General features: G+C 72.8%; 8 protein-coding genes. 5 read left to right on the top strand and 3 right to left on the bottom strand.

All coding sequences use genetic code 11. The features are described from left to right. The first annotated feature begins 55 nt into the window (after positions 1-55). Positions 56-1,981 carry a CDGSH iron-sulfur domain-containing protein gene (locus WIS52_RS04090; RefSeq protein ID WP_349296713.1) on the top strand — a complete coding sequence of 642 codons (1,926 nt, stop codon included), beginning with the start codon at positions 56-58 and terminating at the stop codon, positions 1,979-1,981. Between the two features lie 92 nt (positions 1,982-2,073). Beyond that, entirely contained in the window at positions 2,074-3,987 is a 1,914-nt protein-coding gene (locus WIS52_RS04085; protein WP_349296712.1) for a S9 family peptidase, read from the top strand. Between the two features lie 4 nt (positions 3,988-3,991). On the opposite strand, the gene WIS52_RS04080 is transcribed toward WIS52_RS04085, so the two are convergent. The 3 genes from WIS52_RS04080 to WIS52_RS04070 all read right to left on the bottom strand — a co-directional run bounded on the left by WIS52_RS04080 (position 3,992) and on the right by WIS52_RS04070 (position 7,458). Further along, positions 3,992-5,266 (bottom strand): dicarboxylate/amino acid:cation symporter, encoded by a 1,275-nt coding sequence (locus WIS52_RS04080; RefSeq protein WP_349296711.1) that lies wholly within the window; start codon positions 5,264-5,266, stop codon positions 3,992-3,994. Positions 5,267-5,376: 110 nt separating this feature from the next. Then, positions 5,377-6,468: a CaiB/BaiF CoA transferase family protein gene (locus WIS52_RS04075; protein ID WP_349296710.1), complete on the bottom strand. Its 1,092-nt coding sequence runs from the start codon at positions 6,466-6,468 to the stop codon at positions 5,377-5,379. Positions 6,469-6,564: 96 nt separating this feature from the next. After that, positions 6,565-7,458 carry an IclR family transcriptional regulator gene (locus tag WIS52_RS04070; protein WP_349296709.1) on the bottom strand — a complete coding sequence of 298 codons (894 nt, stop codon included), beginning with the start codon at positions 7,456-7,458 and terminating at the stop codon, positions 6,565-6,567. Between the two features lie 409 nt (positions 7,459-7,867). Between WIS52_RS04070 and WIS52_RS04065 the strand changes: the two genes are divergently transcribed. The 3 genes from WIS52_RS04065 to WIS52_RS04055 are packed head-to-tail and all read left to right on the top strand — an operon-like array spanning position 7,868 to position 11,543. Then, positions 7,868-9,103 carry an FAS1-like dehydratase domain-containing protein gene (locus WIS52_RS04065; RefSeq protein WP_349296708.1) on the top strand — a complete coding sequence of 412 codons (1,236 nt, stop codon included), beginning with the start codon at positions 7,868-7,870 and terminating at the stop codon, positions 9,101-9,103. Next, positions 9,100-10,320 (top strand): CaiB/BaiF CoA transferase family protein, encoded by a 1,221-nt coding sequence (locus tag WIS52_RS04060; RefSeq protein WP_349296707.1) that lies wholly within the window; start codon positions 9,100-9,102, stop codon positions 10,318-10,320. The genes WIS52_RS04065 and WIS52_RS04060 overlap by 4 nt, the downstream gene beginning before the upstream one ends. Beyond that, positions 10,317-11,543: a CaiB/BaiF CoA transferase family protein gene (locus WIS52_RS04055; protein WP_349296706.1), complete on the top strand. Its 1,227-nt coding sequence runs from the start codon at positions 10,317-10,319 to the stop codon at positions 11,541-11,543. Before WIS52_RS04060 ends, WIS52_RS04055 begins: the two co-directional genes overlap by 4 nt. Positions 11,544-11,558 lie beyond the last annotated feature (15 nt).

Raw genomic sequence — 11,558 nt, 5'->3', positions numbered from 1 at the left:
AGGTTCGGTGCTGCATCGGACGACTGACCACGATCCGACACCATGCCGTCGCGGCATGCTCAAGCTGCTCGAGCGCGACGGGCCGATCGCCGGGCGGGCCGTCGCCCCCACCCTTACAGTGTTGCGACGCAACGATCTGGAGCCCCCAGGGGGAGCCATGAGTCCGGTGACCGAGGCCGCCGACGCCGCGGTGGCGTCGGTGCTGCGCAGGGTCCGAGCCCGGATGCGGGCGTGGAGCGCGTCGGGCGACGAGCGGGCGACGTCGTGGTCGGCGTGGCTGGAGCGGACGGTGGTGCGCCCCCTGGTCGGCGGCGGTGTGGTCGACGCCGCGCGGCTCGACGTGCCGGAGGTTCCGGAGCAGCGGCGGATGGTCGGGAGCGCCGAGGCTGCCGGGATGTGTCTCGACCTCGCCGTGGAGCTGGCCGAGGCCGCCGCCCGGGACGCACGACCCGAGGTGCTGGAGGCCTGCGCCGGCGCGCTGCGCCTGCTCACGCTCACGGACGCGAGCACCGCCACGGGCGACGACTCCTCCGCGCGCCGGGCGCGGCTCCTCGCCGCGCTGGATGTGCTCGCCGCCGTTCCGGCCGGCCGGGTCACCGTCTCCCACGACGGCCCGTATCTCGCTGCGGGCCCCGGCGTCACCGCGATGGTCGACTGGCTGGGTCAGCGGCTGGACCCGCCGCCGGTCGTCGCGCTGTGCCGCTGCGGCGCGTCCGCCGCCAAGCCCTGGTGCGACGGCAGCCACGCCGACACCGGCTTCTCCGGCGCCACGCGGGACGACCGGGTCCCGGACCGGCTCGACACCTACCCGGCGCGCCAGTTCGAGATCACCGACAACCGGGGCCTGTGCGCGCACTCGGCGCGGTGCACCGACGGCCTGCCCACCGTGTTCCGGGCCGGCGAGGAGCCGTTCGTCGCGCCCGCCGGTGGCCGGGCCGACGATATCCTGCGCGCCGTGCAGGCCTGCCCGTCCGGCGCGCTGGGCGCGATGCTGGAGGGCCGCCGGGCGGCCGCGCTCGTGGACTCCGACCGCGAACCGTCGATCGAGGTGTCGAGGGACGGGCCGTACCGGCTCACCGGCGGCATCGCCGTCGTCGACGCCGAGGGCCGGCCGGAGCCGCGGCCGGTCGGGTACTCGCCCGAGCACGCCAGCCTGTGCCGCTGCGGGCACTCGACGAACAAGCCGTTCTGCAGCGGGGCGCACTGGCACGCAGACTTCCACGACCCCGTGCCCGGCGACGACCCGACGCTGTTCGCCTGGGCCGGGGGCTACCCGGCGCTGCTGCGCACGACCCGGCTGTTCTACGAGCGCCACGTCGCCGACGACGACCTGCTGGCCCCGCTGTTCGCGCGGATGGAGCCGGACCACCCCGAGCGGGTCGCGTCCTGGCTGTCCGAGGTCTTCGGCGGGCCCGAGCTGTACTCGCAGCGCTACGGCGGCTACGCACGGATGATCTCCCAGCACATTGGCAAGCACCTCACCGAGGCCCAGCGGTCCCGGTGGATCACGCTGCTGGTGCGCAGCGCCGACGAGGCCGGGCTGCCGTCGGACCCGGAGTTCCGTGCCGCGTTCGCCGGCTACCTGGAGTGGGGCACCCGGATCGCCGTCGAGAACAGCACCGAGGGCGCGGCGCCGCCGGAGGGCATGCCGGTCCCGCGCTGGTGGTGGGTGTGCGACGCGACCCCGGCGGCCCGGCCGAGCGCGCTGCCCGGTGCGGAGCCGCAGGACGTGCCGGAGGTGAGCACGCCCGCCGACGACGAGCCGGTCGGCTTCGCCGCCCACGTGCGGGGCCTGTTCCGGCCCCGGGACCGCGGGTCGATGCGGTTCGTGTTCGACCTGTGGGAGTGCGACGACGTCGCCGAGCACGCCGACGAGATCCTGGGCCGGCTGCGCGACGGCTCGATGCCGTGCGACGGGCCGTGGCCCGAGGACCGCGTCGCGGTGTTCGCCCGCTGGATCGACGACGGCCGCCGTCCGTGACGGCACGGGGCCCGGACCAGGCTTGACCGTGCCGCGACGGCACGGTGTCCGGTGGCCGGTGACAGCAGCGGACCGACCGAGCGGAGCGACCCGTGACCACCAGCGCCCAGCACCCCCGTCCACGGCTGATCGACGTCGAGGAGTTCTTCGCGGACCCGTCGTTCGCCGGGGCGTCGGTCTCGCCGGACGGGACGCGGCTCGCCTACCTCGCCCCGCACCGCGGCCGGCGCAACGTCTGGGTCCGCGGCGTCGACCGGACCCATGACGACGCCGTGCCGGTCACCCACGACACCCGCCGTGGCGTCGCCGGCTACCACTGGACCGACGACCCGCGCTGGCTGCTGTACCGGCAGGACACCGACGGCAACGAGGACTGGCACCTGCACCGGGTCGATCTGGAGGCACCGGACCGCCCCGCCGTCGACCTCACGCCGATGGAACCGGGGTCGCGGGTGGTGGACGTGCGGCCGGCCACCGACGTACCGGGGACCGTGTTCGTCACGATGAACCGCCGGCCGCTGTACATGGATGTGTTCCGGATCGACGTCGCGACCGGGGCGACGACCCCGCTGCTGGAGTCCCCGAGCCCGCGGGGCTCGTTCCTGGTCGGCCCGGACAGCGCGTCGCAGTACTACGTGGAGCTGGCCGAGGACGGCGTCTACGACTTCTCCGCCGTCGACGTCGAGACCGGGCGGATGCGCCACCTGCGCCGGCTGGGCGGCCCGGAGTACCCGATGGGTGCTCCACCGATGCGGGTGACCCCGGACGGCAAGGGCTTCCTGATCGGCGCCTACCAGGATTCCGACGACCTGCGGCTGGTCCGGATCGATGGGACGACGGGGGAGGAGACCGTCGTCGCGGGGGTGGACGGGCAGAGCCTGTGCACGATGTCGGCCATCAGCCCGGACCTGCCGCCGTCGGTGTTCACCAGCCGGCGCACCGGTGAGGTGATCGCGGCCCGCTTCGTGGGTGACCGGCCCCGGATCGAGGTGCTCGACCCGCAGTTCGCGGAGGTGTTCGCCCGGCTGTCCGAGCTCTCCGACGGGGTGCTGCTCTCGGTCTCATCCGACGAGTCGGAGCGGCGCTGGGTCGCCACCTTCGGCACCGACCGCGAGCCGGGGGTGACCTGGTTCTACGACCACACCACCGGTGACGCCCGGCTGCTGTTCCGCGCCTACCCCGACCTCGACCCCGCGGAGCTTGCCCCGATGACCGCGGTCCGGTTCCCGGCCCGGGACGGGCTGGAACTGCACGCGTTCCTGACCCTGCCGGTGGGCGTCGTCCCGCAGAACCTGCCGCTGGTGCTGCTCGTCCACGGCGGACCGTGGGCGCACGACATGTGGGGCTACCACCCGCGGGCGCAGTTCCTGGCCAGCCGCGGCTGCGCGGTGCTGCAGGTCAACTTCCGGGGCTCGACGGGCTACGGGCGCCGGCACCTCACCGCGGCGGTCGGCGAGTTCGCCGGTGCGATGCACGACGACCTGATCGACGCCGTCGACTGGGCGGTGCACCGGGGCTACGCCGACCCGGACCGGGTCGGCATCTTCGGCGGTTCCTACGGCGGCTACGCGACCCTGGTCGGGGTCACCGTCACCCCCGAGCGTTTCGCCGCCGCGGTGGATTACGTCGGCATCTCCGACCTGGCGAACTTCATGCGCACGCTGCCGGCGTTCGTCCGGCCGAGCCTGATCGCGAACTGGCACGCCTACGTCGGCGACCCCGAGGACCCGGCCCAGGAGGCCGACATGCTGAGCCGGTCCCCGATCACGATGGTGGAGCGGATCCGGACGCCGCTGCTGGTCGTGCAGGGCGCGAACGACGTCCGGGTGGTCCGGGCCGAGGCCGACAACATCGTCGCCTCGCTGCGCGAGCGCGGGGTGCCGGTCGGGTACCTGGTCGCCGACGACGAGGGCCACGGCTTCCAGAACCCGGAGAACCTCGTGACGATGTTCCGCGCGATCGAGGAACACTTCGCCGAGCACCTCGGGAGCCGGCGGCCGTCGTGACGGGTCACCCGGTGGCGACCGCCCGGTCGCCGCCGTGCTCGGCGGGGACCCCGCTGCCGTCGTAGGTGTCCCGGTCGATCTCGTCGTCGGGGTGCGCGACGAGCATGCTCACCAGGGTGTCGGCGTTGACGTTGAGGAACGTCCGCAGCACGCCGGTGAACCAGTCCACCGCGATCAGCAGCCCGGCGGCCTCGAGCGGCAGCCCGAGCGTGGTGGCCAGGAAGATCGCCACCACCGGGAAGCCGCCGGGCACGGTGATCGTGCCCATGTTGAGCATGATCGCCAGCAGCATGCCGAACACGATCTGGCCGGCGGACAGCTCGATCCCGGCCGCCTGCGCCAGGAACAGCACGACGATCGTGTAGTTCAGGACCGCGCCGTAGGACCCCATCGTCAGCCCGACCGACAGCGTGAAGTTCGCGACCCGCGGGCTCACGCCGACCTTCTCGATCGCGGTGCGCAGCACGGTCGGGTAGGTGACCGCGGAGCTCGTCGTCGTCACCGCGACGGCGGTCTGCTCGGCCAGCTTGCGCGGCAGCCGCCAGGGGTTCAGCCGGGTGCGCAGCGCGGTGATCGCCACGAACACGGCGGTCAGGATCACGACGCCGAGCAGGTTCGTGCCGAGGTAGGCCAGCGCGGACCCGATGACGGCGAACCCGATCCGTCCGGAGAGGTCGGCCAGCAGTGCGAACACGCCGATCGGCGCGACGTACATGACCATCCGGATCAGCGTGAGGAGCACCTGCTGGAACTGCTCGACGACGTCGAGCATTAGGCGGTTCTCCGTGGCCCGGACGTGCCGGTTGAGGGCGAGGCCGAACAGCAGCGAGAACACGATGATCGGGACCATCGCGGCCTCGGCCATCGACTCGACGATGTTGGTGCTGAAGAAGTCCAGCACCGTGTCCTGCCAGCCCGCGGGCTCGGCCTCCCCCTGCAGCGCCGGGTCGACGGCCTCGCCTGCCACCATCCCGGCACCGGGGCGGAACGCCAGGCCGAGCACGACGGCCAGTGCCGCGGCGACCGCGGAGAGGCCGAGCATCCAGCCGAAGGTCCGGCCGGCCAGCCGTCCCATCCCGGCACCGGTCATCGAGCCGCAGGCGGCGATGACCGAGGTCATGACCAGCGGGACGATCGCCATCTGGACGAGCGCGATGAACGCGTCGCCGACGACCTTCAGGTTGGCCGCCCACCCACCGGTGACGAGTCCGAACAGGATCCCGGCGATCGCGGCGGCGGCGATCAGTACCGCCGGATGTCTCAGGGTGGACAGCGTCATCTCGTTCCTCTCGTCCCGGATCCGATCATGGGTCCGGCGACGCTAGCCGCGAGGTGTTGCGGTCGGGTTACCGCGGAGTCGTCGCGCCCGGGTGGGCGGTCACGTACCCGTCACGTCCGCGCCTCCGCCGGTACCCCCCAGCGCCGCAGGGTGTCCTCCGCGGTCCCGGGGTCACCGGCCGCCGCCCTCAGCGGTGTGCCGGCGAGCCGGGGCGCGGCTGCCGGCTGCGGACCGTCGCCGGTGTCGAACAGCGTGCCCCGGGCGCGCAGGTGCGGATCGTCGGGCGCCTCGCCGAGGTCGAGGACGGGCGTGACACAGGCGTCGAGGGGATCGAACACCGCCGTCCACTCCGCGCGGGTCCGGCTCGCGAACACCTCCGCCAGGACCTTCTTCGTCTCCGGCCACCGGGTGCGGTCCCACTGGTCGGGCAGGTCGGCCGGCGAGATCTGCAGACCCTGGAGCAGCCGCGACCAGAACTGCGGCTCGATGCTGCCGACGGCCATGTAGCCGCCGTCGGAGGTGGCGTAGACGTCGTAGAACGGCGCCCCGGTGTCGAGCTCGTTGTGGCCGGGCTCGCCGGGCCAGCGGCCCTGGGCCCGGCGGCTCCAGACCCCGGTCATCAGCAGGCTGACCCCGTCGACCATCGCGGTGTCGACGACCTGCCCGCGCCCGGTCCGTCCCCGGGCCTGCAGGGCGGCCAGCACGCCGAAGGCGAGCATCATCCCGCCGCCCCCGTAGTCGGCGACCACGTTGAGCGGCGGCACGGGTGCCTGCCCGGCCCGGGCGAACGACCGCAGCGCACCGGTCAGGGCGAGGTAGTTGATGTCGTGGCCGGCCTGCTGGGCCCGCGGGCCGTCCTGACCCCATCCGGTCATCCGGCCGTAGACGAGGCCGGGGTTGACGCCCAGGCACTCGTCCGGCCCGAGACCGAGGCGTTCCATGACACCCGGGCGGAAGCCCTCGATCAGCACGTCGGCGTGATCGATGATCTCCCTCGCCCGGGCGCGGCCGTCCTCGGACTTCAGGTCGAGGTGCAGCACCGGGCGGCCGCGGACGAGTGCCCCGCCGTCGACCGGAGGGCGGGGCCGGTCGATCCGCACGACGTCGGCGCCGGCGTCGGCCAGCAGCATCGCGGCGAACGGTCCGGGGCCGAGACCCGCGAACTCGACGACCTTCAGTCCCTGCAATGGGCCGGCGATCATGAGACTCCCTGTCCGTCTTCTCTGAGAGACGAGTGTCATCGCAGCAAGACGTGATGGTCACCGGTCGGGGAGTGTGCCGTCAAGGGCCGGGGCGGGCTACAGCAGGTGCAGGCCGAAGCCCTCGGGGAGTCGCCCGCCGGCCTTCTGGGTGACCCGGGCGCAGGTCCCCAGCAGCGACGGCACGATCGAGTCCAGGTCCCGCCGCCGCACGCTGCCGAGCTCGCCGAACAGGTTCAGCGTCATCGTGACCCGGCCCTCGGCGTCGAAGATCGGGCCGATCACCGAGTTGATCGGCTCGTCGCCGTTCGTCGCCGTGCTGTAGTTGCGGATCTTGTCGGCGACGATCATCGCGACCTCGAGCACCCGGTCGTCGGCGTGTGCACGCGTGGCCTGGCGCAGCGCGGTGTCCAGCGCCAGGTGGAAGTCGTGCTCGCCGCCGAGGGAGAACGCGCGGGCTCGCAGTGCCGCGATCGCGCCGACGTACTCGTCCCGCTCACCGCCGAACTCCGCGATCATCCCGTCGATCCAGGCGTCCTGCTCGGCCACGGGCTCCCACGCCTTGAAGATCGTGCCGACCGGTGGGACCAGCGGGACCCGCATGCCGGTGCGCATCCGCAGGTGCGCCGGCTGGGCGTTGCCGAGCATGTCGAGGATGACCAGGTCGTCGCCGTCGCGGGCGATCGCGGCACAGCTCAGCTCGGTCCGTGCGACGAGCCGGACGACGTCCTCCCGGCCGTGGAAGAACGCCGGGTACTGGCGGCTGAAGGCGTGCGCCAGGCCGACGAACCGGCTGCCGATCGAGTACCGGAGCGACTCGTCCCGCCGGACCATGTCGTAGGCCGCCATCGTGGTGAGCGTGGAGGCGCAGGTGGCCTTATGGATCCCGGTCGCGCGCGAGATGTCGGACAGCGTCATCGGGTCGAGCGGCCGGTTCCGCAGCAGCTCGAGGATCTGCATGGTGCGGTCGAGAGCCGGAACCGCAGTCGGCATGGGGTGCACCTTTCACCGTGCCCGCGGGGGCGTGTCTCGCCCACGATACAAGTCGGTGCACCTGTCGGCGGGGGCGGGGACCCCGGTCCGCGCGTGGCGAGCCGTGGCCGTCCGGTGTCCCGGGGCGGTGTCCGGAGCTCGCCCGCGGCGCAGGTGACGGCGGTGGTGTCTCCTACTAGATAAGTGTGTCTTTGGTGTGAGACGCTCCCGTCGCGCCGCCCGCGGCGCCTCACCCCGGTCCCGACGACGTCGACAGGTGGTGCACCATCCGCGCAGCAGTCGCCTCCGAGCTCCCTCGCCCGCTGACGGGCGAGGTGGCGTCCCCCGGCCTCCGGCTCCCCGCTCCTTCCCCCTGGTACCCCGGCGAGGGCCCGTGCCCGGCCCACGCCCCCGACAACGGAGTCCGCCGATGACCACGACGGAGAAACCGGCCGAGCTCGCCCAGGGCCTGATCACCCCGGAGGGCGTCGCGAAGATGCAGGGGCTGGTGCAGGTCGAGCTGCGCCGCCCCTTCATCCTCAACACCCAGATCACCTACGACGCGGTCCGCAAGTACTGCTGGGGCATCGGCGACGACAACCCGCTCTACCTCGACGAGGACCACGCCCGCGGCACCGAGTACGGCGCCCCGGTCGCCCCGCAGGGGCTGCTCTACACCACCCACCCGACCTACGTGCAGGTCGGCCTGCCCGGCGTGCACGGCCTGCACGCGGGGACGAACTGGCGGTTCCACGGCCCGGTGCCCACCGGGTTCACGCCGAAGGTCGTCTGCTGGCTGAACCGGATCGAGGAGCGCGAGTCCACACTGGCCGGGAACTCGGTCTGGGTCTTCTTCACCACGGTCTACGCCACCCAGGAGGGCCGGGTCATCGCCGAGGCCGAGTCGTACTCGATCCGCTCCGAGCGGCGGAAGAGCCGGGAGCGCGGCAAGGAGTCCGGCAAGCAGATGAAGGTCTGGACGCCCGAGGAGCTCGAACCGGTCGAGGAGAAGATTCTCGCCTACGCCCGGCGCGGCGGCGAGGACCGCTTCTGGGACGACGTCGAGGTGGGCGACCCGGCCGGCGAGCTGCTGAAGGGCCCGCTCTGCGCCACCGACATGATCGCCTGGTACGGCGGCTCGCAACCGGTGTACCAGCCGGCCCACGGCATGGCGCTCCAGCACTACCGCAAGCATCCGAAGTGGGCGTTCCGCAACCCGCAGATCGGCGTGCTCGAGCCCAACATCCGGGTGCACGAGAGCATGGAGGCCGCGCGTTCCTCGGGGCTCGCCGCGCCGTACGACGTCGGCATCCAGCGCCACCAGTGGCTGTTCCAGATGCTGTCGGACTGGGGTGGCGACGCCGCGTTCGTCAAGGAGTGCTCGGTCCAGTTCCGCGGCATGAACTACTTCGGCGACCTCACCACGCTCGCCGGCACCGTCACCGAGAAGTTCGTCGACGACGACGGGGACTCCGTCGTGCGGCTCGAGGTGCACAGCACCCACCAGGACGGCCGCGACATCATGCCCGGCTCGGCGCTGGTCGCGCTGCCCCGCCGGGACGGGTACCGCCCGGTCGCCGCGGCGTCGTCCCGGTCGCTCGACTTCGAGACCCGCCTCGCCGAGCTGGCCCCCGACCTGCAGCGCCTGCCCGGGACCGCCCGGTGACCGCCCGGCCGCTGGAGGGCTACCGGGTCCTCGACTTCACCCACGCCGCCGCCGGCCCGTACGCCACGATGTGGCTCGCCGACCTCGGCGCCGAGATCATCAAGATCGAGAAGCCGGGGCGCGGCGACGGGGCCCGGTACATGGGCGAACCGATGCACGGCCCGAAGCACTCGGACTACTTCGTCGCGCTCAACCCGGACAAGCAGAGCGTGTCGGTCGACCTGCACACCCCCGAGGGCGTCGAACTGGTGCGCGAGATCGCCGCGCACTGCGACGTCGTCGTGCAGAACTTCCGCCCCGGCGTGCTGGACAAGCTCGGCCTGGGCTTCGACGACCTGCGCGGGCTGCGCGAGGGGCTGGTCTACTGCTCGCTCTCGGCGTTCGGCGCCGACAGCACGTGGCGGGGCCGCCCGGCCAACGACATCATCATGCAGGGCGTGACCGGGATGATGGACATCACCGGCGAGCCCGACGGCGACCCGGTGCGGGTCGGCGTCCCGATCTCGGACTTCTCCACCGGCCTGTTCGGGTTGTCCGGTGTGCTCGCCGCGCTGCTCGCACGCGGCACGCACCCGGAGGGCCAGCACGTCGAGGTGTCGATGTTCGACGCGACGCTCGCGCTGATGGCCAACTACATCCCGGGCGTGCTCGACCTGGGCAAGCAGGTTCCCCGACTAGGTCGCGGGCACCCGCAGATCGTGCCGTACCAGGCGTTCCGCTGCGGCGACGGCGGCCACGTGATCATCGGCGCCTTCACCTCGGCGTTCTGGCGCCGGCTCGCGACCGCGCTCGACCACGACGACTGGATCACCGACGAGCGGTTCGCGACGAACGCCGCCCGGGTGGCGAACCGTTCGGTGCTGGTCCCGCTGATCGAGGAGATCCTGGCCGCGGACACCCGGGACGCCTGGTGCGCCGTGCTGGAGGCCGCCGACGTGCCGCACACCCCGGTGCAGTCGGTGTCCGAGGCGCTCGCGTCGGTGCAGGCGGCCGAGTCCGGCACCACCGTCGCGGTACACGACGCCGCCCGGACCCGGTCCGGGCACGTCGCGGCGAACCCGGTCCGCTCCACCGCCTGGCCCGGGCGGGCACACCGCACGTCGCCGCACATCGGCGAGCACACCGAGACCGTCCTCACCGGACTGCTCGGCAGGACCCCACAGGACATCGACGCGCTGGTCGAGGCCGGCGTGGTCGGGCGGGAGGAGACCGAATGAGTCCGGAACCGACGGCGCGGGGACCGCTCGCGGGCCTCAAGGTCCTCGACCTCGCCCACCAGTACGCGGGCGCGCTGGCCGGCAGCATGCTCGCCGACTTCGGCGCCGACGTCGTCGCCGTCGAGCACCCGGACGGCAACATGGTCCGCACCATGCTGCCCCTCAAGGACGGCACGTCGCTGTGGTGGAAGGTCGCCGGCCGGGGCAAGCGCGCGATCACGCTCAAGCTGTCCGACCCGGACGGCCGCGAGGTGGCGCTGAAGCTCGCCCGCGAGGCCGACGTGATCATCGAGAACTTCCGGCCGGGCACCCTGGAGCGGTGGGAGCTCGGACCCGAGCACCTGGAGGCCGCCGGCGTCGACGCCGTGATGCTGCGGATCAGCGGGTTCGGGCAGACCGGACCGCACCGCACCCGTCCCGGGTTCGGCTCGGTCGCCGAGGCCATGAGCGGGTTCGCGCACCTCACCGGCATGCCCGACGGCCCGCCGACCTTCCCGTCGACCACCCTCGCCGACGGTGTCACCGGCACCTTCGGCTGCCTCGGCGCGATGGTGGCGCTGAACGGGAAGCTGCGCGGGGTCGCACCGAAGGGCGTCCAGGTCGTGGACGCGTCGCTGGTCGAGTCGCTGTTCCGGATCATCCCGACCCAGGTCATCGGCTACGACCAGCTGGGCCTGGTCCCGACCCGGCCGGGCAACTTCATCGGCGACCACGGCGTGCTGCGCAACCTCTACGAGTCCGCCGACGGCGTGTGGTTCACCGCCAGCGCGGTCGGGGCGGCGACGATCCGCCGGATCCTCACCACGGTCGGCGCCGAGGACCTCATCGGCGAGATCGGGGTGACGCTGGCCAGCCACGACCGGGACACCCTGGAGGGCTTCTTCCGCCGGGCCGACGACCGGGTCGTCGCCTGGGCCCGGCAGCGCAGCTGGGCCGACATCGACGCCGCGCTGCTGGCCGGCGGGGTCGTCTACGAGCGCGTCTACGACGTCGAGGCGATCTACGCCGACCCGTACTTCACCGAGCGGGAGAACATCGTCGAGGTCAAGGACGTCGAGCTGGGCGCGGTGCGCATGCAGGGCATCGCGCCGAAGCTGCCCGGCTACGACCTCGAGATCCGGCACGCCGGCCCCACCCGGGGCCACGACACCGACGCCGTGCTCGGCGAGCTCGGGCTGGACACGGCCGAGATCGCCCGGCTGCGCGCCGCACAGGTCCTCTAGGGACGAGGAGGAGGT

This window comes from Pseudonocardia nematodicida (assembly GCF_040105385.1).
GTDB lineage: Bacteria > Actinomycetota > Actinomycetes > Mycobacteriales > Pseudonocardiaceae > Pseudonocardia > Pseudonocardia nematodicida.
The sequence above is the reverse complement of the archived record's forward strand: the minus strand, read 5'-3'. Positions and strand labels throughout refer to the sequence as shown.

Excerpts from the sequence above, each read along its gene's own strand:
- WIS52_RS04090 (WP_349296713.1), top strand. The coding sequence starts at position 56 with ATGCTCAAGCTGCTCGAGCGCGACGGGCCGATCGCCGGGCGGGCCGTC.
- WIS52_RS04080 (WP_349296711.1), bottom strand. The coding sequence starts at position 5,266 with ATGACGCTGTCCACCCTGAGACATCCGGCGGTACTGATCGCCGCCGCC.
- WIS52_RS04075 (WP_349296710.1), bottom strand. The coding sequence starts at position 6,468 with ATGATCGCCGGCCCATTGCAGGGACTGAAGGTCGTCGAGTTCGCGGGT.
- WIS52_RS04070 (WP_349296709.1), bottom strand. The coding sequence starts at position 7,458 with ATGCCGACTGCGGTTCCGGCTCTCGACCGCACCATGCAGATCCTCGAG.
- WIS52_RS04065 (WP_349296708.1), top strand. The coding sequence starts at position 7,868 with ATGACCACGACGGAGAAACCGGCCGAGCTCGCCCAGGGCCTGATCACC.
- WIS52_RS04055 (WP_349296706.1), top strand. The coding sequence starts at position 10,317 with ATGAGTCCGGAACCGACGGCGCGGGGACCGCTCGCGGGCCTCAAGGTC.